At 66.6% G+C, this 21,396-nt stretch carries 20 protein-coding genes; 5 read left to right on the top strand and 15 right to left on the bottom strand.

What is annotated here, in order from left to right; all coding sequences use genetic code 11:
• Positions 1 to 2: 2 nt before the first annotated feature.
• The 10 genes from VAPA_RS02375 to VAPA_RS02330 form a co-directional block, all read right to left on the bottom strand.
• Positions 3 to 1,637 carry an ABC transporter substrate-binding protein gene (locus VAPA_RS02375; protein ID WP_021005169.1) on the bottom strand — a complete coding sequence of 545 codons (1,635 nt, stop codon included), beginning with the start codon at positions 1,635 to 1,637 and terminating at the stop codon, positions 3 to 5.
• A gap of 205 nt (positions 1,638 to 1,842) precedes the next feature.
• Entirely contained in the window at positions 1,843 to 3,156 is a 1,314-nt protein-coding gene (locus VAPA_RS02370) for an IS1380 family transposase (RefSeq protein ID WP_021004967.1), read from the bottom strand.
• A 100-nt stretch (positions 3,157 to 3,256) separates the two neighbouring features.
• On the bottom strand, positions 3,257 to 4,291 hold the full coding sequence (locus tag VAPA_RS02365) for a peptide ABC transporter ATP-binding protein (RefSeq protein ID WP_021005168.1): 1,035 nt from the start codon (positions 4,289 to 4,291) through the stop codon (positions 3,257 to 3,259).
• Between the two features lie 22 nt (positions 4,292 to 4,313).
• The gene (locus tag VAPA_RS02360) at positions 4,314 to 5,348 is read right to left on the bottom strand and encodes an ABC transporter ATP-binding protein (RefSeq protein ID WP_021005167.1); all 1,035 of its coding nucleotides are present in this window, start codon (positions 5,346 to 5,348) and stop codon (positions 4,314 to 4,316) included.
• Between the two features lie 118 nt (positions 5,349 to 5,466).
• Positions 5,467 to 6,372, bottom strand: coding sequence for an ABC transporter permease subunit (locus VAPA_RS02355; RefSeq protein ID WP_021005166.1), 906 nt, complete (start codon positions 6,370 to 6,372; stop codon positions 5,467 to 5,469).
• A gap of 2 nt (positions 6,373 to 6,374) precedes the next feature.
• On the bottom strand, positions 6,375 to 7,379 hold the full coding sequence (locus VAPA_RS02350) for an ABC transporter permease subunit (RefSeq protein WP_021005165.1): 1,005 nt from the start codon (positions 7,377 to 7,379) through the stop codon (positions 6,375 to 6,377).
• A 50-nt stretch (positions 7,380 to 7,429) separates the two neighbouring features.
• Entirely contained in the window at positions 7,430 to 9,109 is a 1,680-nt protein-coding gene (locus tag VAPA_RS02345) for a long-chain-fatty-acid--CoA ligase (protein WP_021005164.1), read from the bottom strand.
• Between the two features lie 101 nt (positions 9,110 to 9,210).
• Positions 9,211 to 10,638, bottom strand: coding sequence for an NAD(P)(+) transhydrogenase (Re/Si-specific) subunit beta (locus VAPA_RS02340; RefSeq protein ID WP_021005163.1), 1,428 nt, complete (start codon positions 10,636 to 10,638; stop codon positions 9,211 to 9,213).
• Positions 10,635 to 10,964 carry an NAD(P) transhydrogenase subunit alpha part 2 gene (locus VAPA_RS02335; protein ID WP_021005162.1) on the bottom strand — a complete coding sequence of 110 codons (330 nt, stop codon included), beginning with the start codon at positions 10,962 to 10,964 and terminating at the stop codon, positions 10,635 to 10,637. Before VAPA_RS02335 ends, VAPA_RS02340 begins: the two co-directional genes overlap by 4 nt.
• A 24-nt stretch (positions 10,965 to 10,988) precedes the next feature.
• Positions 10,989 to 12,119 (bottom strand): Re/Si-specific NAD(P)(+) transhydrogenase subunit alpha, encoded by a 1,131-nt coding sequence (locus VAPA_RS02330; RefSeq protein ID WP_021005161.1) that lies wholly within the window; start codon positions 12,117 to 12,119, stop codon positions 10,989 to 10,991.
• A 417-nt stretch (positions 12,120 to 12,536) separates the two neighbouring features.
• Here VAPA_RS02330 and VAPA_RS02325 point away from each other — a divergent pair, with 417 nt between their 5' ends.
• The 3 genes from VAPA_RS02325 (at position 12,537) to VAPA_RS02315 (ending at position 14,253) form a co-directional block, all read left to right on the top strand.
• A complete protein-coding gene (locus tag VAPA_RS02325; RefSeq protein ID WP_021005160.1) occupies positions 12,537 to 13,250 on the top strand; it encodes a response regulator transcription factor in 714 nt (237 codons plus the stop codon).
• A gap of 75 nt (positions 13,251 to 13,325) precedes the next feature.
• Complete coding sequence (locus VAPA_RS02320) at positions 13,326 to 13,760, top strand: DUF4019 domain-containing protein (RefSeq protein ID WP_021005159.1); 435 nt, start codon at positions 13,326 to 13,328, stop codon at positions 13,758 to 13,760.
• Positions 13,761 to 13,773: 13 nt separating this feature from the next.
• Positions 13,774 to 14,253, top strand: coding sequence for an NUDIX hydrolase (locus tag VAPA_RS02315; protein WP_021005158.1), 480 nt, complete (start codon positions 13,774 to 13,776; stop codon positions 14,251 to 14,253).
• Between the two features lie 6 nt (positions 14,254 to 14,259).
• On the opposite strand, the gene mnmA is transcribed toward VAPA_RS02315, so the two are convergent.
• The 4 genes from mnmA to VAPA_RS02295 form a co-directional block, all read right to left on the bottom strand.
• On the bottom strand, positions 14,260 to 15,369 hold the full coding sequence (gene mnmA / locus VAPA_RS02310) for a tRNA 2-thiouridine(34) synthase MnmA (RefSeq protein ID WP_021005157.1): 1,110 nt from the start codon (positions 15,367 to 15,369) through the stop codon (positions 14,260 to 14,262).
• 50 nt (positions 15,370 to 15,419) lie between these two features.
• A complete protein-coding gene (locus VAPA_RS02305; protein WP_021005156.1) occupies positions 15,420 to 16,406 on the bottom strand; it encodes an LLM class flavin-dependent oxidoreductase in 987 nt (328 codons plus the stop codon).
• A gap of 65 nt (positions 16,407 to 16,471) precedes the next feature.
• Positions 16,472 to 17,071 carry a DUF6891 domain-containing protein gene (locus VAPA_RS02300; protein WP_021005155.1) on the bottom strand — a complete coding sequence of 200 codons (600 nt, stop codon included), beginning with the start codon at positions 17,069 to 17,071 and terminating at the stop codon, positions 16,472 to 16,474.
• Positions 17,072 to 17,435: 364 nt separating this feature from the next.
• Positions 17,436 to 17,816 (bottom strand): hypothetical protein, encoded by a 381-nt coding sequence (locus VAPA_RS02295; RefSeq protein WP_021005154.1) that lies wholly within the window; start codon positions 17,814 to 17,816, stop codon positions 17,436 to 17,438.
• A 358-nt stretch (positions 17,817 to 18,174) separates the two neighbouring features.
• Here VAPA_RS02295 and VAPA_RS02290 point away from each other — a divergent pair, with 358 nt between their 5' ends.
• On the top strand, positions 18,175 to 18,888 hold the full coding sequence (locus tag VAPA_RS02290) for a YebC/PmpR family DNA-binding transcriptional regulator (RefSeq protein ID WP_021005153.1): 714 nt from the start codon (positions 18,175 to 18,177) through the stop codon (positions 18,886 to 18,888).
• Between the two features lie 30 nt (positions 18,889 to 18,918).
• Positions 18,919 to 19,350 carry a GFA family protein gene (locus VAPA_RS02285; RefSeq protein WP_021005152.1) on the top strand — a complete coding sequence of 144 codons (432 nt, stop codon included), beginning with the start codon at positions 18,919 to 18,921 and terminating at the stop codon, positions 19,348 to 19,350.
• A 12-nt stretch (positions 19,351 to 19,362) separates the two neighbouring features.
• Here the strand turns inward: VAPA_RS02285 and VAPA_RS02280 are convergent, their stop codons facing one another.
• Positions 19,363 to 21,351 (bottom strand): sensor histidine kinase, encoded by a 1,989-nt coding sequence (locus VAPA_RS02280; protein ID WP_021005151.1) that lies wholly within the window; start codon positions 21,349 to 21,351, stop codon positions 19,363 to 19,365.
• Positions 21,352 to 21,396 lie beyond the last annotated feature (45 nt).

Genomic DNA, 21,396 nt, shown 5'->3' with positions numbered 1-21,396 from the left:
GGTTACTTGATGTCCACGCCGTAGAAAGTGTGGCGGCCGAAGGGGCTGAGCTTGAAGTCGACCACCTCCTTGCGCACCGGCTTCAGCTGCACCGCATGCGCGATGGTGAACCACGGCGCCTGTTCCTTGAAGATGACTTGCGCCTTCTTGTAGAGCGCGTCGCGGTCGGCCTGCCTGGTCGCGCTCTTGGCCTTCAGCACGAGGTCTTCGTACGGCTGGTAGCAGAACTTCGAGATGTTGCTGCCGCTGGCCGACTTGGCCGAGGCGCAGCCCAGCAGCGTGTAGAGGAAATTGTCGGGGTCGCCGTTGTCGCCGGTCCAGCCCAGCATGCCCATCTGGTGCTCGCCGGCCTGCAGGCGCTTGCGGTACTCGCCCCACTCGAAGCTCTTGATCTCGGCCTTGACGTTGATCTTGGCGAGATCGGCCTGCATCAGCTCGGCGATGCGCTTGGCGTTCGGGTTGTAGGGCCGCTGCACCGGCATGGCCCACAGGTCGGTCGAGAAACCATCGGGAAAGCCGGCCTGCGCCAGCAGCTTCTTGGCGGCTTCGGGATCGTACGGATCGTCCTTGACCGCATCGTTGTAGGACCACATGGTCGGCGGAATGGGGTTCTTCGCGGCCACGCCGGTCGACAGGTACACGCCGTCGATGATCGCCTTCTTGTTGATCGCCATGTTGATGGCCTTGCGCACGCGCACGTCGTCGAAGGGCTTCTTCGTGGTGTTGTACGAAAGGTAGCCGACGTTGAGGCCGGGCTGCTCGAGCACCTGCACGTTCGGATCCTTGCGTATCGCGTCGAGGTCGGCCGGGTTCGGGTACGGCATGACGTGGCATTCGCCCTTCTGCAGCTTGGCCCAGCGCACCGAGGCGTCGGGCGTGATCGCGAACACCAGGTCGTCGATCTTCGCCTTGCCGCCCCAGTACTGCGGGAAGGCCTTGAAGCGGATGACCGCGTCCTTCTGGTACTGCACGAGGTAGAAGGGGCCGGTGCCGATCGGGTCCTGGTCGACCTTCTCAGGCGTGCCGGCCTTCAGCATCGCAATCGCGTATTCCTTCGACTGGATGCCCGCGTACTGCATCGCGAGGTTGGCAAGAAACGGCGCCTCGGCCTGGTTGAGCGTGATCTCCACGGTCAGGTCGTCGATGCGGTCCACCGACTTCAGGAGCTTGGGCATGCCCATGTCGTTGAAGTAGGAATGGTTCTGGCTCGTGACCTTGAAGAAGGGATCGCTTTCCTTCCACTGCCGCTCGAGCATGAAGATGAAGTCGTCGGCATTGAAGTCGCGCGTGGGCTTGAAGCTCTTGCTGGTGCTGTGCCACTTGACGCCCTTGCGCAGGTGGAAGGTGTACTGCGTGCCGTCGGCCGAGATGTCCCATTTTTCCGCCAGGCCGGGCACGACCTTGGTGCCGCCGCGCTCGAACTCGACGATGGTGTTGTAGACCTGCGTGGTCACGTCGAACGAGGTGCCGGTGGTGTTCACACCCGGATAGAAATTCTCGGGGCTGCCCTCCGAGCAATAGACCAGCGTCTTGGCGGACACGGTGCCGCAGGCCAGTGCGAGCACGGCGAGTGCCGTCGGCGCGAGCAGCGCGGCAAGCCTTGGCGAGCGGCGCGAAACGAATGGCTGAGTCTTCATGGCAACTCCTTGGGACACGGTTGAAGTGAACTAGCCTGGATATTTCGCGAGTGACGTGTCGCGATGGCAGTTGATCAATGTAGGGCGCGAAGCGCGCGATACAACCGCGATGAGTGAGATTTCAGCCGCATTGCTGGGGCTGAAGACGCAGTGCCCCCTTACCCCCGTTGTTTGTCGACGTGCCGGGGACAGCACTCGACGCGATCTATGGAGCCAGTGCGCGAGCGGCCGTGAGGAAGACGTGCTTGAGCGGGTGGTGCGAGGCCAGCAGCAGGCGGATGCGACGGGTATTGCGCAGCACGGCGGCGCCGATCTTGAGCAGCTTGACGCGGATGGTGGCGGTGCACGCGCGTTCCAACTGCGTGCCTTGAAGGGCCAGCCGGCGCAGGTTGATCATCAAGGTGTAGGCCAGCGCAGCCAACAGCAGGCGCATCTGGTTGGACGCGAAGCGGCGACAACTGCCGCGGCGACCGAACAGGTCGATCTGCGCTTCCTTGATGCGGTTCTCGGCCTCACCGCGGGCGCAGTACAAGTCCTCGTACAGCGACTTGGCGTCTCCCGCTTCCAGGCTCGTGACCACGAAGCGTGGATTGCGCCCTTGCGCGCCGTGCTCCAGCCGCGCGATGACGCGCCGCTCACGCTCCCAGCTGCGCGTTGCATATCGGAACTCGCCGATCAGGCGCTGCTTCGTGCCGACGGCTTCGTACTGCTCGGCCAGCGCGTGTTCAGCGATGGCCACGCGTTCAAGCAAGGCGGAGTTCTTCTGCAGGCCCACGATGTAGTCAATGCCCCAGGCGTCGAAGCGGCGCAGCGCCTTCGGGCGACAGAAGCCGGAGTCGCCGCGCACCACGAGCCGCACGCCGGGCCACGCCTGGCGCAGCCGTCGCGCGATCAGCTTGATCAACGCGCTGAGCACGCTGGCCGGATCGCGCCAGCTCGGGCGCAGCACGCACGCGAGCATGTCTTGCCCACAGAAGATGTACAGCGGCAAGTAGCAGTAGTTGTCGTAGTGGGCGTGGAAGTGCGCGCCTTCCTGGTCACCGTACAGCGGGATGTGCGTGGCATCGATGTCGAGCACGAGTTCGTCGGGGGTCGTCATGCGGCTAGCGATGAATTGATCCAACAAAACAGCGTGCAACGCCGCGGCATGCTCGCTCGTGGCCGAAGTCTCCAACCGGCTCAACGTCGGCGCCGAGGCCAGCTCAACGACACGACCTACCGCCGTTTGGTGCGCCAGGTCATGGCGCAGCGTGTTGTGCTGCGAAACACTTTCCCAGCCACAACACAAGCCGTACACGCGCTGCGCGAGCAGACTGCGAATGTCGTGACGCACGCTGGCCTTGCGCCGTGCGTCAGCGAACACGCGCGCCGCCGCGCGCGTCAAGCCGATGCGCTCATCGACTTGCTTGAGCAGTACCGCACCACCGTCGCTGACGATATCTCCGCCGTCAAACGCCGCCTCCACGACGCGACGCCCAACCTTGCAAAATCTCACTGGCACATCGGTACACTTTGGCACTGGCAGTCCTGTTCTCGAGTTGCATGTTCTTGGCATCAGATACCAATAACAACGCATCCCGGCTCAGGGCTGCCGACCTTCTACTCGCGAAATATCCAGGCTAGGGGTTCATCGCCAGGGGCGCGACGAACGGCGGGGACAAAGGCACATCGGCGCTGACCGGCGGCGTGCCATCGAGAAACTTCTCGGCGTAGTGGCAGGCCACCAGCCGCTCGTCGAGCGCGCGCAGCAGGGGCCGCTCCTCGCGGCAGCGCTGCGTCACGTGCGGACAGCGCGTGTTGAAGACGCAGCCCGAAGGCGGATTCAGCGGCGACGGCAGCTCGCCCTTGAGCACGATGCGCTGGCTGCTGAGCCCGGGCGTGGACGCCAGCAGCGCCTGCGTGTAGGGATGCAGCGGCCGCGCGAAGATGCGTGCCTTGGGGCCCTGCTCCACCGCATGGCCGAGGTACATCACCAGCACGTCGTGCGCGATGTGCCGCACCACGCCCAGATCGTGCGAAATGAAGAGATAGGCCAGGCCGAGTTCGGCCTGCAGGTCGGCCAGCAGGTTCAGCACCTGCGCCTGGATCGACACGTCGAGCGCCGATACCGGCTCGTCGGCCACCAGAAGGCGCGGCTCCAGCATGAGCGCGCGCGCAATGGCAATGCGCTGGCGCTGGCCGCCCGAGAACATGTGCGGATAGCGGTTCGCATGCTCGGGCCGCAGGCCCACGCGCGCAAGCATCTCGCGCGCCTTGGCGGCCCGCTCGGGCTTGCCGAGCGCCGTGTTGATGGCCAGCGGATCCTCGAGCACGGCGCTGATCTTCTTGCGTGGATTGAGCGAACCATAGGGGTTCTGGAACACCAGCTGCACTGCCTGGCGCAGTTCGCGCCGGCGATCGGAGGGCGGGTCCACCGCGTCGTGGCCGACCAGCGTGAGCTGCCCGGCCGTGGGCTTCTCGATCAGCGCGACCATGCGCGCGAGCGTGGACTTGCCGCAGCCCGATTCGCCGACCACCGCCAGCGTTCGACCGCGCTCGATGCGAAACGAGATATCGCCCACCGCGCGCAACTGCGCAGGTGCGCGGAACATGCCGCGCCGTATTTCATAGGTGCGCTGCAGGTTGCGCGCCTCCACGACGACATCGCCGCTCATTGATGCCCCCTTGGCGCTGCGCTCATGGCAGCGCCTCCACGGCCTGCTGCCGCGGCCGGTCGGCCTTGATGGCCGCCATCCGCCCGGGCTCGCCGAGCGGGAAATGGCAACACACCTCGGCGCCGGGCTGGGACGCCACCGCGCGCAGCGCCGGCCGCACGTTGCAGGCTTTTGTCGTCACATAGCTGCAGCGCGGCGCGAACAGGCAGCCGGCCGGCCGGTCGTGCACGCCCGGCACCACGCCCGCGATGGTGGCAAGCCGCCCCTCGGGCGCCGCGCGCTCGGGCAGCGCGGCCAGCAGGGCCTCGGTATAGGGATGCTGCGGATTCGCAAAGAGCCGGTCGACGCGCTGCTGCTCCATCACCTGGCCCGCATACATCACGGCAATGCGCTGCGCCATTTCGCTGACCACGCCCATGTTGTGCGTGATGAGCACCAGCGCCATGCCGCGCTCCTTCTGCAGCTCGCGCAGCAGGTCGAGGATCTGCGCCTGGATCGTCACGTCGAGCGCGGTGGTCGGCTCGTCGGCGATCAACAGGCGCGGATTGCAGGCAATGGCCATCGCGATCATCACCCGCTGGTTCATGCCGCCCGAGAGCTGGTGCGGATAGCTGCCCAGGCGCGACGACGCGGCGGGTATGCCGACCTGTTCGAGCAGTTCGGTCGCGCGCTTCTTCGCCGTGCGCCGGTCCAGATGAAGGTGCAGCCGCAGCGTTTCCATCAACTGGAAGCCGATGGTGAAGCAGGGGTTGAGGCTGGTGGTCGGTTCCTGGAAGATCATCGCGACCTCCTTGCCGACCAGCGCGCGGCGGGCCTTGTCGGAGATGCCGAGCAGCTCCTTGCCCGCGAAGCGCATGTGGTCCGCGCGCACGCGGCCCGGAAAGCCCACGAGGCCCATTAGCGCCATCATCGTCACGCTCTTGCCCGAACCCGATTCGCCGACGATGCCGAGCACCTCGCCCTCCTCGAGCGTGAGGCTCACGCCGTCGACGGCATGCAGCACGCCGCCCTGCGTCGGGAATTCGACGTGCAGGTCCTTGATGTCCAGAAGACTCATCTCACCCCCAGTCTTCGCGCACTTCGTGTCGCTTCGCCAACCCCCTTGCAGGCGGCGGCACCAGCGGCCCGGCAAAGCCGGTTCCGCGGCGCCCCTGGAATCGGGTCATCGAACGTTGTCATCGTTTCAGTTTGGGGTCGAGCGCATCGCGCAGGCCGTCGCCGAGCAGATTGAAGGCCAGCACGGCCGCGAGAATCGCGAGGCCCGGGAAGGTCACGACCCACCATGCGCGCAGCACGAACTCGCGCGCATCGGCCAGCATCGTTCCCCACTCGGGCGACGGCGGCTGCGCGCCGAGGCCGAGGAAGCCGAGCGCGGCCGCGTCGAGGATGGCGGTCGAGATGCCGAGCGAGGCCTGCACGATGAGCGGTGCCGCGCAGTTGGGCAGCACCTCGCTGAACATCAGGCGCAGCGTGCCGGCACCGCTCACGCGCGCCGCCGTCACGTAGTCGCGCGACACTTCGGCAATGACCGCCGCGCGGGTGATGCGCACATAGTGCGGCAGCACCACGATCGCCACCGCGAGCATGGCGTTGACCAGCCCCGGCCCGAGGATCGCGACGATCACGATGGCGAGCAGCAGGCTCGGCAGCGTCAGCACGATGTCCATCAGCCGCATGATCGCGATCTCGAGCACGCCGCGGAAGAACCCCGCAACCAGGCCGAGCACGACGCCCGCCACCACCGACAGCGCCACCACGGCCACGCCGATCGACAGCGACAGCCGCGCGCCGAACATGAGGCGCGAAAGAATGTCGCGCCCGATGGCGTCGGTGCCCAGCAGGTAGCTGGCGGAACCGCCCTGCTGCCATGCCGGCGGCAGCAGGAAGACGGCGCTGTTGGTTTCGTTCGGCGCATGCGGCGCAATCCACGGCGCGAACAGCGCGACGAGCAGCAGCACCGCGATGGTGGCAAGCCCGATGACCGCGCCGCGGTTGGCCGAAAAGGCCGTCCAGAACTCGCGCCAGGGACCGGGCGGCGCCTGGCCCGCGCCGGTCGAGGAAATGGTTTGAGTCGAGGCCATGTTCAGCGCCGGATCCTCGGGTTGATGACGCCGTAGGTCACGTCGACCAGCAGGTTGACCACCATCACGATGCCGCCCTGCAGCAGCATGCCGCCCTGCAGCACCGGGTAGTCGCGCCGGCCGATGGCCTCGATGAGCCATTTGCCGACACCGGGCCAGGAAAAGATGGTTTCGGTGAGGATCGCACCCGTGAAGAGCACGCCCACCTGCAGGCCGATCACCGTGACCACCGGAATCAGCGCATTGCGCAGCGCATGCAGCCCCACCACGCGAAGGCGCGAGAGGCCCTTGGCGCGCGCGGTGCGGATGTAGTCCTCGCCCAGCACCTCGAGCATGGCCGAGCGCGTCATGCGTGCGATGACCGCGAGCGGCACGGTGCCGAGCACGATGGCCGGCAAGACCAGGTGATGCAGAGCCGACCAGAAAGCGTCGGTGTCGCCGGCGCGCAGCGCGTCGATCAGCAGGAAGCCGGTCTCGGGCTCGACGAAGTACTGCACCGCGATGCGGCCCGACACGGGTGTCCAGCCCAGCTGCACCGAGAAGAACAGGATCAGCAGCAGCCCCCACCAGAAGATCGGCATCGAATAGCCGGTGAGCGAGGTGGCCATCACGCCATGGTCGAAGATGGAATTGCGCCGCACCGCCGCCAGGATGCCCGCCGGCAGCCCCAGCAGCAGCGCAAAGGCAATCGCGCACACCGCAAGCTCGACCGTGGCGGGAAACAGTGCGAGGAACTCGTTGGCGACCGATTCCTGCGTGATGAGCGACTTGCCGAGATCGCCGCGCAGCACGCGGCCGATGTAGATGCCGTACTGCACGATCACCGGCTTGTCGAAGCCGTAGGCCGCGCGCAGCTGGGCATGGCGCGCGGGGTCGATCCCGCGTTCGCCGGCCATGGTTTCAATGGGATCGCCCGGCACCAGCCGGATGAGGAAGAAGGCAAGCAGCGTCATGCCGATGAAGGTCGGCACCAGCAAGCTCACCCGCGTGAGTAGGAAGCGAAGCATCGATCCGCAATATGCAAGATCGATGCCGCAGCCCTACCCGGGCCGAACCCTTACTTCTTGACGTCGCGCAGTTCGCGCCGCAGGATCTTTCCGACCGGCGTCTTCGGAAGCTCAGTACGAAACTCCACGATTCGCGGCTGCTTGTAACCCGTAAGGTTTGCTCTGCAGTATTCGCGCACCTGTGCTTCGGTCAGCGACTCGTCCTTCTTGACGATCACGAGCTTGACCGCCTCGCCGGTCTTGTCGTCGGCCACGCCGACGGCCGCGCATTCGAGCACGCCCGGAATCTGCGCCACCACGTCCTCGACCTCGTTGGGGTACACGTTGAAGCCCGACACCAGGATCATGTCCTTCTTGCGGTCGACCACCTTGAAGTAGCCGCGCTCGTCGACCACGCCGATGTCGCCGCTCTTGAAGTAGCCGTCGGGCGTCATGACCTTGGCGGTTTCGTCGGGGCGCTGCCAGTAGCCGGCCATCACCTGCGGTCCCTTGATCGCGATTTCGCCGGGCTGGCCCATCGGCACTTCGCGGCCCTCGTCGTCGAGCAGCTTGAGCCAGGTGCTCGGCAGCGGCAGGCCGATGGTGCCGGTGTAGGCCTTGCTGTTGGTCGGGTTGCAGGTGGCCGAGGGCGAGGTTTCCGAAAGGCCGTAGCCCTCGCAGATCGGGCAGCCGGTCTTTTCGAGCCAGAGCTTCGCGACCGCCGCTTGCACGGCCATGCCGCCGCCCACCGAGACCTTGAGGTTCTTCCAGTTGACGGTGTTGAAATCAGGGTGGTTGGCCAGCCCGTTGAACAGCGTGTTGACTGCGGGAAAGCTGTGGATCGTGTGCTTGGACAGTTCCTTCAGCACGCCCGCGAGGTCGCGCGGATTCGGGATCAGGATCAGCTTGCCGCCCGTGCGCATGCTCAGCATCATGCCCACCGTGAAGGCAAAGATGTGATACAGCGGCAGCGCGCAAACACTTGTGGGCTGCTCGTTGGCCGGCACCTGCGCCATCACGGGTTCGTTCCAGGCTTCGGACTGCAGCACGTTCGCAATGACGTTGCGGTGCAGCAGCACCGCGCCCTTCGAGACGCCGGTGGTGCCGCCGGTGTACTGCAGCACGGCCACGTCGTCGGGTCCGATGGCCGGCAGCTGCAGGGTGCGGCTCGCCCCCTGGTCGAGTGCATCGTTGAAGCGCACCGCGCCCGGCAGGCTGTAGTGCGGCACGAGCTTCTTCACGTTGCGCACCACGTAATTGACGAGCGCGCCCTTGAGGAAGCCGAGCCGGTCGCCCATGGCAGCCAGCACGATGTGCTTGATCGGCGTGGCCGCGATGCACTGCTGCAGCGTGGTGCCGAAGTTCTCCATGATGACGATGGCCTTCGCGCCCGAGTCCTTGAGCTGGTGCTCGAGTTCGCGCGGCGTGTACAGCGGATTCACGTTCACCAGGATCAGGCCGGCACGCAGGATGGCCGAGACCGCGATCGGATACTGCGGACAGTTGGGCATCATGACCGCGACGCGGTCGCCCTTGGCCAGCCCCAGCCCCTGCAGGTACGCGCCGAAGGCCTTGCTGAGCTTGTCGGTCTCCGCATAGCTGACGTCCTTGCCCATGAAGCTGTAGGCCGTGCGGTCGGCGTACTTGGTGAAACTCTCCTCCATGAGCCCGACCAGCGAGGAATACTGCGAAGCGTCGATGTCGGCGGGCACGCCTTGCGGATAGCTGCTGAGCCAGGGGCGGTCGGTCATGGGTATGTCTCCTCGGAATCGCATGTTTTGAAACAACAGCGGCGCACAAGTGGCGCCGCGATGATGATCTGACCCGCACTGCGCGGGTGCGGACCTTGGGCCTATTCGATGGCCTTGCCCATATCTTCCACTACTTTCTTCGCATCCCCAAAGACCATCATGGTCTTGTCCATGTAGAAGAGTTCGTTGTCCAGACCCGCATAGCCCGCGGCCATGGAGCGCTTGTTCACGATCACCGTCTTGGCCTTGTAGGCCTCCAGGATGGGCATGCCGTAGATCGGGCTGCCCTTGGTGAGCGCCGCCGGGTTCACCACGTCGTTGGCTCCCAGGATGATCGCCACGTCCGCCTGCGCGAACTCGCCGTTGATGTCCTCCATCTCGAACACCTGGTCGTACGGCACCTCGGCTTCCGCCAGCAGCACGTTCATGTGGCCCGGCATGCGGCCGGCCACCGGGTGGATCGCGTACTTCACCGTCACCCCCTTGTGGACGAGCTTCTCGGCCAGTTCGTTCACCGCGTGCTGGGCACGCGCCACCGCCAGGCCGTAGCCCGGCACGATGATCACGGTCTCGGCGTTGGACAGCATGTAGGCCGCGTCGTCGGCGCTGCCGCTCTTGACCGGCCGCTGCTCCTTCGCGCCGCCGGCCGCGCTGACCGCCTCGCCGCCGAAGCCGCCCAGGATCACGTTGAAGAACGAGCGGTTCATGGCCTTGCACATGATGTAGCTCAGGATCGCGCCCGAAGAGCCCACCAGCGAACCGGCCACGATCAGCATCGCGTTGTTCAGGCTGAAGCCGATGCCCGCGGCCGCCCAGCCGGAGTAGCTGTTGAGCATCGACACCACCACCGGCATGTCGGCGCCGCCGATCGGGATGATGATGAGCACGCCCATCACGAAGGCCAGCGCCAGCATCGCGAAGAAGGCCGGCCAGCTTTCGGTGAACATGAACACCAGCCCGAGCCCGATCATGGCCAGGCCGAGCACGAGGTTCAGCATGTGCTGGCCCGCGAACTGCACTGGCGCGCCCTGGAACAGCCGGAACTTGTAGGTGCCCGAGAGCTTGCCGAAGGCGATGACCGAGCCGCTGAAGGTGATGGCGCCGATGGCCGCGCCCAGGAACAGCTCGAGCCGGTTGCCGGTGGGAATGGCCGCGCCCTTGGCGAGGCCTTCCAGCATGGCCGCGGGTTCGACCACGGCCGCGACCGCGATGAACACCGCCGCCAGGCCGATCATGCTGTGGAAGAAGGCCACCAGCTCGGGCATCTTGGTCATCTCGACCGTCTTGGCGCGGTAGGCGCCGTAGCCGCCACCGGCCACCAGCCCCAGCAACACCCAGCCCAGGCCCGTGAGGTGGCCGCCGGCCAGCTTGTAGATCAACGCGCCGGTGGTCACCACCGCGATGGCCATGCCGGTCATGCCGAAGACGTTGCCGCGGATGGAAGTGGTGGGATGGCTCAGGCCCTTGAGGGCCTGGATGAAGCAGACGCTCGCAACGAGGTACAGCAGCGTGACGACGTTCATGCTCATTGGGAGGCTCCCGCTTCGGCCTTCGGTGCGGCCTTCTTCTCTTTCTTCCTGAACATCTCGAGCATGCGCCGCGTGACGAGGAAGCCGCCGAAGATGTTCACCGCCGCGAGCGCCACCGCGAGCACGCCCATGGTCTTGCCCAGCGTGGTTTCGGTGAGCGCGGCCGCCAGCATGGCGCCCACGATCACGATGGCCGAGATCGCGTTGGTCACGGCCATCAGCGGCGTGTGCAGCGCGGGCGTGACGGTCCACACCACGTGGTAGCCCACGTAGATGGCCAGCACGAAGATGATGAGGTTGATGACGGTATGGGAAACGGGATCCATGATTTGTTCTCCTCGCGTGACCGCTTATTTCTTCGTGACCTGGCCGTCCTGCGCGACGCGGCAGGCGGCGACGATGTCGTCCTCGAGGTCGATCTTGAGCGCGCCCTCCTTCGTGACGATGAGCTTGAGGAAGTCGAGCACGTTGCGCGCATAGAGCGCCGACGCGTCGGCCGCCACCAGCGCCGGCAGGTTGGTTTCGCCCACGATGGTCACGCCGTGCTTGACCACCGTCTTGTCGGCCTCCGACAGCGGGCAGTTGCCGCCGACGCCCTCGGGGCCCTTGCCGGCCGCGATGTCGACGATCACGGAACCGGGCTTCATGGCCTTGACCATGTCCTCGGTGATGAGCGTGGGCGCGGCGCGCCCCGGGATGAGCGCGGTGCTGATGACAATGTCGGCCAGCGCCACGCGCTTGGCCACCTCGACCTGCTGGCGCGCGAGCCAGCTCGCGGGCATGGGCTTGGCGTAGCCGCCGACGCCGACGGCGGCTTCCTTCTCTTCGTCGGTGTCGTAGGACACCTCGATGAACTTGCCGCCGAGCGACTCGATCTGTTCCTTCACGCTCGGGCGCACGTCGGAAGCCTCGATCACGGCGCCCAGGCGCTTGGCGGTGGCAATGGCCTGCAGGCCCGCCACGCCGACGCCCAGGATGACGACGCGCGCCGCCTTCACGGTGCCGGCGGCGGTCATCAGCATCGGGAAGAAGCGCTGGTACTTGTCGGCCGCGATCATCACGGCCTTGTAGCCGGCGATGTTGGCCTGCGAACTGAGCACGTCCATGCTCTGGGCGCGGGTGGTGCGCGGCGCGGCTTCGAGCGCGAAGGCCGTGAGGCCGGCACTGGCCAGGCGCTGCAGGCCCGCGGCGTCGAAGGGATTGAGCATGCCGATGACCACGGTGCCGGGCTTCATGAGCGCGGTTTCGGCATCGGTGGGCGTGCGCACCTTGAGCACCATGTCGGCCGCGAACGCGGCGTTCATGTTGACGATCTCGGCACCGGCGGCCTCGTAGGCGGCATCGGTGACGCTGGCCGCAATGCCCGCACCCGACTGCACGCGGATCGCGTGCCCCGAGGCGACTAGTTTCTTCACCGTCTCGGGCGTCACGGCCACACGGGTTTCGCCGGCCGTCGTCTCGGCAGGCACGCCTATCAGCATAGAGATCTCCTCAGGGCAAGGGCAATACGGGAACGCGGCCAGAGCTTACAGCAAGATTACGGCTGCGCTGTCGCCAAAATCCACCGGCTGTTCGCCGCTTGATGACCGTAGTCATTGCATGTGTAGCTATATAAATGGTAGCGAAGCTGGCGCATCGGAACCGGCGTGCCCGGACATTGGTTGTTTCCCTGCACCTGATCTCCGCCCCCTGAGGTGCCCCAGTCGCCAAGCGCCGCCGCTCAACGCCCTCTTGCCGCCAATAAGCACGTATTTGTTTGCAATTGCTCCCAACCACAAGAAAAATAGCTTCATTTCGTGCATTAGTTGCACGAAGGCTTTTTTCCGAAGACGCAGATAGATACACTTCTTTCGCTCAAAAGCCCGCAGAGGCAAATTCGGCAGGAAGAAGGGGATGGAATGCGTATTGCAGTACTTGATCACGAGCCCGATCAGCTTCAGCTGATCTCCCAAGCGATATCGGGGCTCGGCCACGAATGTCACTCGTACACCGAAGGGCGCGCCTTGCTCCAGGCGCTGCGCCGGCAAACCTTCGATCTCCTGATCCTCGACTGGAACCCGCCGGACATCCACGGCATCGAGCTCGTGAAAACCGCCCGCAACGAGCTCAGGAGCCGCGCGCCCATTCTTTTCGTGACCACGACGCGCGACGAGACCGACGTGGTCGAAGGGCTCAATGCGGGCGCCGACGACTTCATGGTCGCGCCGGCCCGCGCCACCGAGCTCGAAGCCCGCGTCAATGCGCTGCTGCGCCGGTCCTATCCCGCGCAGCACGAAGCGGAACTGGTGTGCGGCCCTTATCACTTCTACCCGCCCGCGCGCGTCCTCAAGGTGAATGGCGCGCCGGTCGAACTGAAGAACCGCGAATACGCGCTCGCGCTGTTCCTGTTCCAGAACCTCGGCCGGCTGCTGTCGCGCGAGCATCTTCACGAGGCGGTGTGGGGCGTTGGCACGGCGGCCCTGTCGCGGACGCTGGACACCCATATCTCCCGCCTCCGGACCAAGCTGGGCCTGGGCCCCGCCAGCGGCTTCCTGCTGCTGGCCATCTACGGCCTGGGCTACCGGCTGGAAATGATCGCGCCGAACACGCACCCGGAAAGCCTCACGCGCTGAAGCTCGGGAATCTCCGCCCCGATACGGGCTCCAAATGGCTTCAGGCTCCTGTGGGCCTCACAAGGAATGAAGCCGATGAAAGTTCTCACGAGGCTGCTGCTGGCCGCCGCATTGTGCTGGGGCGCCTTCGGCACAGCCGCCGCGCAGGATGTGGAAGCCAGCGACCTGGTGCAGGGCGGCATGCGGGCCATCCAGATGATCGACCAGGGCAAGACCGGCGAACTCTGGGACGGCGCCACGCCCGCGACCCGCAAGCGCATCGCGCGCACCGACTTCGCCGCCAAGGTTTCCAGGAGCCGTTCGCCGCTGGGAGCGCCCTTGCAGCGGACCTGGGTGGCGATCAACCGCCAGGCCGTGGCCGACCCTGATGCCGAAACGGCCGGCCAGTATGTCAGCATCGAGTACGAGACCCGTTTCAGCAACAAGCCGGATGGCACCCTGCGCGAACTCGTGAGCTTTCATCTCGATCGCGACCGCATCTGGCGCTTCAGCGGCTACGTGCTGCGCTAAAGAGCCCAAGACAATGACGACCCCGCGCTGGAAACCCAACGTCACCGTGGCCGCGGTGATCGAGCAGAACGGCCGCTTCCTGCTGGTCGAGGAGCACACCGCCCAGGGGCTCAGGCTCAATACCCCGGCGGGACACCTCGACCCCGGCGAATCGCCCATCGAAGGCTGCGCCCGCGAAACGCTCGAGGAAACCGCCCACGCCTTCACGCCCACCGCGCTGATCGGCATCTACATGGCGCGCTCGAGCCATCGGACGGGCAGCAAGGAAGACGTGACCTACATGCGTTTTGCCTTTGCCGGCACCCTCGGCGCGAGGGAAGCAGGCCGCGCCCTCGACGAAGGCATCGTGCGCACCGTCTGGATGAGCGCCGACGAAATCCGCGCCAGCGTGCCGCGGCACCGCAGCCCGCTGCTGCTGCAGAGCGTCGAAGACCATCTGGCCGGACAGCGTTACCCGCTCGACCTGATCCACGTTCACGAATCGGTGCGTTGACAGACCCTAGACGATGACCCCGCCGCCAAGGCAGCGCTCGCCGTCGTAGAGCACGGCCGACTGCCCCGGCGTGACGGCCCACTGCGGCTCGCCGAAGCGCAGGCTGAACCTTGCCGCCGCGTTGCCGCCGCCTTCTTCCAGTTCGCAGGCGGCGTCGGCCTGGCGGTAGCGCGCCTTCGACCCGTAGCGGCCCGGTGCGGGCGCCTCGCCCGAGACCCAGCTCGCATCGCCGGCCGCCAGCGCCGAGGACAGCAGCCAGGGATGGTCGTGGCCCTGCACCACCCAGAGCGTGTTCTTCTCGACGTCCTTGCGTGCCACGAACCACGGCGAGTGGTCGCCCGAGCCGCGCTGCGCGCCCTTCTCCTTGACGCCGCCGATGCCCAGTCCCTGCCGTTGGCCCAGCGTGTAGAAGCTCAGGCCCTGGTGCTCGCCGAGCTTGCGCCCGCGATCGTCCCTGATCGGGCCCGGTTCCTTCGAGATGTAGCGGTTGAGGAACTCGCGGAACGGCCGCTCGCCGATGAAGCAGATGCCGGTGGAATCCTTCTTCTTCGCGTTGGGCAGGCCGATCTCTTCCGCGATGCGGCGCACCTCGGTCTTGTGCAGCTCGCCCACGGGAAACAGCGTCTTCGACAGCTGCGCCTGGTTCAGCCGGTGCAGGAAGTAGCTCTGGTCCTTGGAGGGATCGAGCCCCTTGAGCAGTTCGTGCCTGCCCGTGGCCTCGTTCAGCCGCACGCGCGCGTAGTGGCCGGTGGCGATCTTCTCGGCGCCCAGGCGCATCGCATGGTCGAGGAAGGCCTTGAACTTGATCTCGGCATTGCACAGCACGTCGGGGTTGGGCGTGCGGCCGGCCTTGTACTCGCGCAGGAACTCGGCGAACACGCGATCCTTGTAGTCGGCCGCGAAGTTGACGTGCTCGATCTCGATGCCCAGCACGTCGGCCACGCTGGCAGCGTCCACGAAGTCGATGTTCGACGAGCAGTATTCGCTGTCGTCGTCGTCTTCCCAGTTCTTCATGAAGATGCCGACCACCTCGTGCCCCTGCTGCTTGAGCAGGTGCGCCGTGACCGCGGAATCGACCCCGCCGCTCAGTCCCACCACGATCCGTTGCTTTGCCATAAGCCCGCCATTGTCCCAGCCCCGCGCCTGGGCGGCCGGCGTGGGGGGAATCAGCCCTGGCTGCGCAAACCGGCCAGCAGCTCGTAGGAGCGCAGCCGCGCCACGTGGTCGAACACCTGCGAGGTGATCATCAGCTCGTCGGCGCCCGTGCGCTCGATGAAGGCCTGCACGCCTTCGCGCACCCTGGCGGGCGAACCCACGGCCGAGCACGACAGCACCGAATCGAGCAGCGCGTTCTCCGCCGGCCCGACCTTCTGCCGATAGCCCTCGACGGGCGGCGGCAGGCGCCCCGGCCGGCCGCTGCGCAGGTTCACGAAGGCCTGCTGCCACGACGTGGCCCGGAATTCGGCCTCTTCGTCGGTGTCGGCCACGAACACGTTGAAGCCCAGCATCACGTAAGGCTTCTGCAGCTGCGCCGAAGGCTTGAAGGTCTCGCGGTAGATCTGGATCGCCTGCATCAGCTGCTGTGGCGCGAAGTGCGAGGCAAAGGCGTAGGGCAAGCCCAGGTGCGCGGCCAGCTGGGCGCCGAAGGTGCTCGATCCGAGGATCCATACCGGCACCTCGAGCCCCGCGCCCGGCACCGCGCGCACGGGCTGCTGCGGCGCCTTGGACATGAAGTCCATGAGCTCGACCACGTCCTGCGGAAACTGGTCGGCATCGGATTCGAGGTTGCGGCGCAGCGCACGCGCCGTGCGCTGGTCGGAGCCGGGCGCGCGGCCCAGGCCGAGGTCGATGCGCCCCGGATACAGCGACTCCAGCGTGCCGAACTGCTCGGCGATCACCAGCGGCGAATGGTTGGGCAGCATCACGCCGCCGGCGCCGATGCGGATCGTCGAAGTGCCGGCGCCCACGTAGGCGAGCAGCACCGCGGTGGCCGCGCTCGCGATGCCCGGCATGCCGTGGTGCTCGGCCAGCCAGTAGCGCCGGTAGCCCAGCTTCTCCCCGTGCTGCGCGAGCGAAAGCGAGTTGCGGAACGACTGCGCGGCGTCGCTGCCTTCGGTGATCGGGGAGAGGTCGAGGATCGAGAACGGAATCATGGGCCGGATGATGGCGCGATCCGGCGATCCTTGCTCGTGCAAGCCATTGCGTGCTCTGCTAGGGCCTACGGGCTCCGCTTGCGCCACTGGCCCAGGTCGGCCTCAATGCGTTCGTTGATGTTGCCGCTCCATTGGGCACCGAAGCCGGCCGCGCGCAGCAGCTCGACGATGCGCCTGCCGAGCGCGACGGTGTTGGCCTCGCGCTGGTCGATCTCGGGAATCATGCCGCCGCTGAACGCCAGATGCAGGCGCCCGGTGCGCACGGCGGTGTCGAGATCTTGCGAGTGATAGAAGCAGCAGCCGCGAATGCCCGAGGCAAGCCGGCCCGCGGCGCGCCACTGCTCGCGCACGTCGTCGTGGCCATCGGCCAGCGAGTTGCCGGCGCGATGCAGCGCAATGATCTTCTCGCTGCGCAGCTGGGCGAACACCGCTTCGAGCCGGTCGTATTCGGTCTGCGCGGGCCAGGAGGCCTCGGCGGCGCGCTTGGCGGCGCAGGCGCGCGCCGCCTCGGCCTTGACCCAGGCACGGTCTTCGGCCGTGAGCTCGTCGGGGTCGAGGTACTCGTCGGTGATCATCCATTCGATGTCGCCGTCGGGATGGAAGCCGCACCACGCCAGGCCGTGAATGCGTTCGCGCGTGTCTTCGGGGTCGAGCGTGAGGGCCATGCGTGCTCAGTTCAACCTGCCAGGCGCACGAAGGCGTCGGCTTCGAACCGGCCGGCAGCGTCTTTCAGAACCAGGGTGCAGCTCACGTTGTGGATATTTTGCGGACGGGAGGCCATCGAACCCGCGGTCGATCGATCACCCCCGCCGCGACGGGCACCATCGTACCGGGCTGCGGCCGAACCTCGATGTCCGCTCGCGGAGGCGTCCACCGATTTGTAAGGCGAAAGCATTTGTCCGCGTGGCAAATCAACCACGCCCGGCCCGGCGGGCCGCCGCCGCGCGTGCGGCCAATGGCAAAAAGCCGGCCCATGCTTTCGCATGGCCGGCTTCTGGAGGGCTGGCGCTCGCCGAGCGCCGGGGCCGATTACAGCGGCAGCGCGTCGCCGCGGGCAGCAGCGCGGGCGGCGGCACGCACCGTGGCGCGGTCCACCGTGCTGGCGACGATCGGGGCGACGCCCGACGAAGCGCCTTCGGCGTACGGATCGGCGCTGCGGGCCGCGACAGCGGCTTCTGCACGGACCGCGTCGCGGCTGGTCGACGAAACGAACACCTGGGCCGGGCCTGCATTGGCGCCGGTGGCGTACGGGTTGGCGCTGTGCGCGGCAGCCACGGCCTGGCCGGCGACGTCGGCGCGGCTGGCGGCCGAGGTCAGCTGATGCACGCCTTCATAGGTTTCGGCATGGGCGGCACCGGCAACGGCCATGAGGGCAACAGCAACGGCGGAGAGGATCTTCGAGGCGGTCATTTTGATTTCCTTCAATTCAGTTCAGTTTTGACTTTGGATGATTTCGAACCGGTCTTGGGTGGGTCACCGTCCCTCTTCCTGGGGGGCGGCCACCTCGCTCGGGGCCCTGTTCACCCAGATCGGCTTGGGGGCCGGTCTGTGAGATGAATTGTGCGCCGTGTTCTAAGTAAAAACCCTTAGCAAAAGGAACCACGGCGTTCACGGAAAGGAAACAATCGCTCCGCCAAAGCGGGGACCGGGGCCATGGAGACGCCGGCCTTCGTGGACTGGAAAAACTGCCCCCCTCAAGCGCTGCGGCTAAAGTAGTCGCCCCAAACCGGCCCATCCAGCCACACATACAACACAAGGAACATCAGCCATGGGCGCACAGTGGAAAGCAAAGCACAAGGACCTGGCCGCCAATGCCAAGGGCCGCCTGTTCGGAAAACTGGCCAAGGAAATCATGGTGGCCGCGCGCAGCGGCGCCGATCCGGCCTCCAATGCGCGCCTGCGGCTGGTGGTCGAGCAGGCCCGCAAGGTCTCGATGCCCAAGGACACGCTGGACCGCGCCATCAAGAAGGGCGCGGGGCTCACCGGCGAGGCGGTGCACTTCGAGCATGTGATCTACGAAGGCTTTGCGCCGCACCAGGTGCCCGTGATGGTCGAATGCCTGACCGACAACGTGAACCGCACCGCGCCTGAAATGCGCGTGCTGTTCCGCAAGGGCCAGCTCGGCACCTCGGGCTCGGTGTCGTGGGACTTCGACCACGTGGGCATGATCGAGGCCGAGCCTTCGCGTGCGGATGCCGATGCCGAAGTGGCCGCCATCGAAGCCGGCGCGCAAGACTTCGAGGCGGCCGGTGAAGGCGGCGCCACGGTGTTCCTGACCGACCCCACCGACCTCGACCTGGTGAGCCGTGCGCTGCCGGCCCAGGGCTTCACGGTGCTGTCGGCCAAGCTGGGCTACAAGCCCAGGAACCCGGTCGATCCGGCCAGCCTGAGCGCGGAACACCTCGAGGAAGTCGAAGTCTTCCTGGCGGCCATCGATGCGAACGACGACGTGCAGAACGTGTTCGTGGGCCTTGCAGGCTGAGCCGCTGCCTCTCGTTCGACGGAGAGTCCGGTGAGCAGCCCCGAGAACGCGGCCCCCCGTACGCTCGCCGGCCAGTGCCTCTGCGGCGCGGTCCGCTACACCGTGGCCGACGAGTTCGCCTATGCGCTGAACTGCCACTGCGCCGATTGCAGGCGCGCGACCGGCTCGGCCTTCAAGCCTTTCGCCGGCATCGCGCGGCACAAGCTGGCCATTGCACAAGGCCAGGACGAACTCCTGGTCTTCGGCGAGGAAGACGCGGGCAACGTGCACTGCCGCCGATGCGGCTCGCTGCTCTACTCGGTGGTGCGCGACGGCTTGTTCGTGCATGTGACCCTGGGCACGCTGGTCGACGACCCTTCGATCCGCCCGCGCGCGCACATCTTCGTGGGCTCGAAGGCGCCCTGGTTCACGATCACCGACAACCTGCCCCAATACACAGGCCACGTCGACGACGCCGGCTGAGTCCCGCCTCTCCTACGCCACCCGCTCCCCACGCTTGAGCGGCAGCCAGAGCGTGAACAGCGTGCCCTGCGGCCCCGAGCGCCACGAGACCGCCCCCCCGATGGCCTGCGCCCGCCGCTGCTGGTTCTGCATGCCGCGACCGCCGGCGCCGGCCATGGCCTTCTCGACGTCGAAGCCCTGGCCGTTGTCCTCGATGCTCACCCGCACGCCCGACGCTTGGCGCTCGGTGCCCACCCGGATCCCGGTGGCGCGGGTATGGCGCAACACGTTGGCGATGCTCTCCTGCACGATGCGCAGGATGTGCAGTGCGCTGGTCGGGTCGAGCCAGTCCAGCGCCGGAAGCTCCTGCACCTCCCATTGCAATGCCACGCCCGAACTCTCGAGCCGAGGCCCGAGCCGGTAGCGCAGCGTGGCCAGCAGCAGCAACAGGTCGTCCTCGAGCGGCTCCATCGAATCGATGGTGAGCTTGAGATCGTCGAGGCAGCTCTTGAGCATTTGCGAAACCTTGTCGTCGCTCATGCTGCCGCCTTCCACGGAGCGGATGGCGCTGATCAGCGAAGAGCCCAGGCCGTCGTGCATGTCCTGCATCAGGCGCTGGCGCTCGTCACTGATGGTTTGCATCTTCTCGACCTCGCGCAGCCGCCGATGGCTGAGCTCGAGCTCGGCTTCGCGGGCCTCGAGGCGCCGGGCCAGGCTGGCGTTGACCCGCTCCACCTCGGCAATGGCACTGACGTAGCGCCGGTACATCAGCACCCCGAAGACGCTGAACGTGACCGCGTTGGTGTAGGCGCCCAGGTACCAGCCCTCGGGGCTCACGAAATTGTTCTGCAGCAGCCAGTCGGACACGCCCAGCAGCACGCACACGCCGATGCCCACGGCCACCAGGCGGCCTTCGCCGGACCGGCGCCAGGCGCTGACACCACCCACGAGCGCAACGGCGACACCCATCAGTGCCGCGCCGATGTAGATCAACGGCGTCACCTGCGGCGTGTTCCTCAATATCGCAAGCCCCGGCAGCGTCAGCACGCCGGTCAGGGCCGTCCATGCCACCACCGCGCAGGTCAGCCATTTGAGCCGACGGCCATGCAGCTGGCGCAGCGCGAAGTGCACCACCGCGACCAGCCAGAACAGGGAGTTGACGGTCAGCCAGGCGAACCAGTCGTTGGCGACCGGAACGCCGACATAGAAATGCAGGCTGCGCAGGAAGGACGTGGTCGCCAGGTTGAAGAAGAGCAGGTAGCCGGTCTCGTGGCTGCGCCTGAACCACACGAACAGCGCGAACACGCCCACGGCCATGAAGGCCGCGCTGAGCATGGCCGGCAGCTCCTGCTGGAGCCACTGCCGCATCCGATGCCGGGCTTCCAGCGCTTCGACGGGACCGAGCCACAGCGATGAAACCGCCACCTGCGCGCTTTGCGTGTGTTCCATCCGCACGAGGATCTCGTTCAACGGCGCGCCGTCGGACGCCTTGTTCAGCAAGACCCACAGCGGCGTGCGGGTGCTGTTCCACAACGGCCCCTGCACCTGGGCACGGTGGACCAGCCGTCCATTGGCATACACCGCAATGGTGCCGTCCGTCTTGATGCGCGCGCCATACAGCGCGAGCGGCGCCGGCGTGGCAGGCAGGCCGTGCGTGGAAAGCCGCAGCCAGGTGATGCGGGTTTCGCCCGTCGATGTGCTGCCATCGGCCTGGCGCAGCAAGGCGATGGGCAGGGCCAGCGGCAGCTCGACCGGCTGCCAGGCGGGAGGCAGGGCCTCGCCGTCCACGGCAAGCGGCATCGCACGGAAGCCGGGCGCATCTTCCACCTGCCAGTCGGCATGCGTCAGGTGCAGCGCCGCGGTTTCCTGTCCAGCGTCGGATGCGCTGAAAAAGGCGGCCATGACCACCAGCAGCGCTATCGAGACAACGAGCACCACGTTCGCCCAGAACGATGCGAAGCGGTATCTGGAGAAGTGTTCGAGCAGCCGCGCATGCAGCCGGCGCGCAGATCCGAGGCTCATGCGAGGCTCATCCGCGTGCGGCCTGCCTGGTCCGGCTCAGGAAAA

It is taken from the genome of Variovorax paradoxus B4, assembly GCF_000463015.1.
GTDB classification, from domain to species: domain Bacteria; phylum Pseudomonadota; class Gammaproteobacteria; order Burkholderiales; family Burkholderiaceae_C; genus Variovorax; species Variovorax paradoxus_E.
Note: the sequence above shows the minus strand (reverse complement) of the source record. Positions and strands in the feature narration are given on the sequence as shown.

Coding starts and splice junctions, on each gene's coding strand:
- VAPA_RS02375 (WP_021005169.1), bottom strand. CDS start 1,637: ATGAAGACTCAGCCATTCGTTTCGCGCCGCTCGCCAAGGCTTGCCGCG.
- VAPA_RS02300 (WP_021005155.1), bottom strand. CDS start 17,071: ATGGCCCTCACGCTCGACCCCGAAGACACGCGCGAACGCATTCACGGC.
- VAPA_RS02355 (WP_021005166.1), bottom strand. CDS start 6,372: ATGGCCTCGACTCAAACCATTTCCTCGACCGGCGCGGGCCAGGCGCCG.
- VAPA_RS02335 (WP_021005162.1), bottom strand. CDS start 10,964: ATGGATCCCGTTTCCCATACCGTCATCAACCTCATCATCTTCGTGCTG.
- VAPA_RS02315 (WP_021005158.1), top strand. CDS start 13,774: ATGACGACCCCGCGCTGGAAACCCAACGTCACCGTGGCCGCGGTGATC.
- VAPA_RS02345 (WP_021005164.1), bottom strand. CDS start 9,109: ATGACCGACCGCCCCTGGCTCAGCAGCTATCCGCAAGGCGTGCCCGCC.
- VAPA_RS02325 (WP_021005160.1), top strand. CDS start 12,537: ATGCGTATTGCAGTACTTGATCACGAGCCCGATCAGCTTCAGCTGATC.
- VAPA_RS02330 (WP_021005161.1), bottom strand. CDS start 12,119: ATGCTGATAGGCGTGCCTGCCGAGACGACGGCCGGCGAAACCCGTGTG.
- VAPA_RS02365 (WP_021005168.1), bottom strand. CDS start 4,291: ATGAGCGGCGATGTCGTCGTGGAGGCGCGCAACCTGCAGCGCACCTAT.
- VAPA_RS02280 (WP_021005151.1), bottom strand. CDS start 21,351: ATGAGCCTCGGATCTGCGCGCCGGCTGCATGCGCGGCTGCTCGAACAC.
- VAPA_RS02290 (WP_021005153.1), top strand. CDS start 18,175: ATGGGCGCACAGTGGAAAGCAAAGCACAAGGACCTGGCCGCCAATGCC.
- VAPA_RS02305 (WP_021005156.1), bottom strand. CDS start 16,406: ATGATTCCGTTCTCGATCCTCGACCTCTCCCCGATCACCGAAGGCAGC.
- VAPA_RS02295 (WP_021005154.1), bottom strand. CDS start 17,816: ATGACCGCCTCGAAGATCCTCTCCGCCGTTGCTGTTGCCCTCATGGCC.
- VAPA_RS02320 (WP_021005159.1), top strand. CDS start 13,326: ATGAAAGTTCTCACGAGGCTGCTGCTGGCCGCCGCATTGTGCTGGGGC.
- VAPA_RS02350 (WP_021005165.1), bottom strand. CDS start 7,379: ATGCTTCGCTTCCTACTCACGCGGGTGAGCTTGCTGGTGCCGACCTTC.
- VAPA_RS02360 (WP_021005167.1), bottom strand. CDS start 5,348: ATGAGTCTTCTGGACATCAAGGACCTGCACGTCGAATTCCCGACGCAG.
- mnmA (WP_021005157.1), bottom strand. CDS start 15,369: ATGGCAAAGCAACGGATCGTGGTGGGACTGAGCGGCGGGGTCGATTCC.
- VAPA_RS02340 (WP_021005163.1), bottom strand. CDS start 10,638: ATGAGCATGAACGTCGTCACGCTGCTGTACCTCGTTGCGAGCGTCTGC.